General features: G+C 52.3%; 1 protein-coding gene. It reads right to left on the bottom strand.

Going from position 1 to position 713, the window contains the following annotated elements:
• On the bottom strand, window positions 1-635 hold a 635-nt coding region (locus QQJ86_RS18755), incomplete at its 3' end, for a transposase (protein WP_284322503.1).
• Window positions 636-713: the final 78 nt, after the last annotated feature.

Genomic DNA, 713 nt, shown 5'->3' with positions numbered 1-713 from the left:
TTCAAGTGCAGTCGAATAGAAGAAATTTCATCGTCATTTACTCCTGCGCGTAGCCATGAACGATACGCCATGGCTCGCTCTTGAGGGTCTGTGGCCATGGCCAAAAATGTGTCGTGGGGTGTGACGAGCGGGTCGTTTCGTAATCCAAGGTTTGCGTGCACGCTCGACCATAGATGGTCTTCGGGTGCTTGGACCATCGCAGCTCGTACAGGGTTTAGTTCAATATATCGATATACTGTAAGCAGATATTGATCTGTGCTTACGAGGCACGATTTGAAACGGCCTTCCCAAAGCGTGCCAGTGCGTCGATGCCTGCGATTAAACGCGGGAACATAGTTTTGCCCAAGCTGACGCATGGCATCCGACAGCGCGCCAGGCCGTGCAGTGCTAACGAGCAGGTGGACGTGATTACCCATCAGAACGTAGGCATGTAAGGTCATATCGTTATCACGTGCACTTTCGGCAAGAAGCATTAGATAATGTTGACGGTCGTCATCATCGACAAAAACGGCGCCGCGATTTACGCCGCGCTGAGTGACATGTTGAGGGATATGCGGCAAGTCAAGACGTAATCCACGCGGCATGGTTGAGTTCGAAGATGTGAGCGAGCGTGCATCTTTGCGATGAACCATCATGGCTGATATCGGTGGTCTGACACGGATGCTGCCGGAAGATGCCTTCTCTGTAGGTGGCTTCTTAACTACCCCCGGCCC

The sequence above is a fragment of the Dyella acidisoli genome (assembly GCF_030160295.1).
GTDB lineage: Bacteria > Pseudomonadota > Gammaproteobacteria > Xanthomonadales > Rhodanobacteraceae > Dyella_B > Dyella_B acidisoli.
The sequence above is the reverse complement of the archived record's forward strand: the minus strand, read 5'-3'. Positions and strand labels throughout refer to the sequence as shown.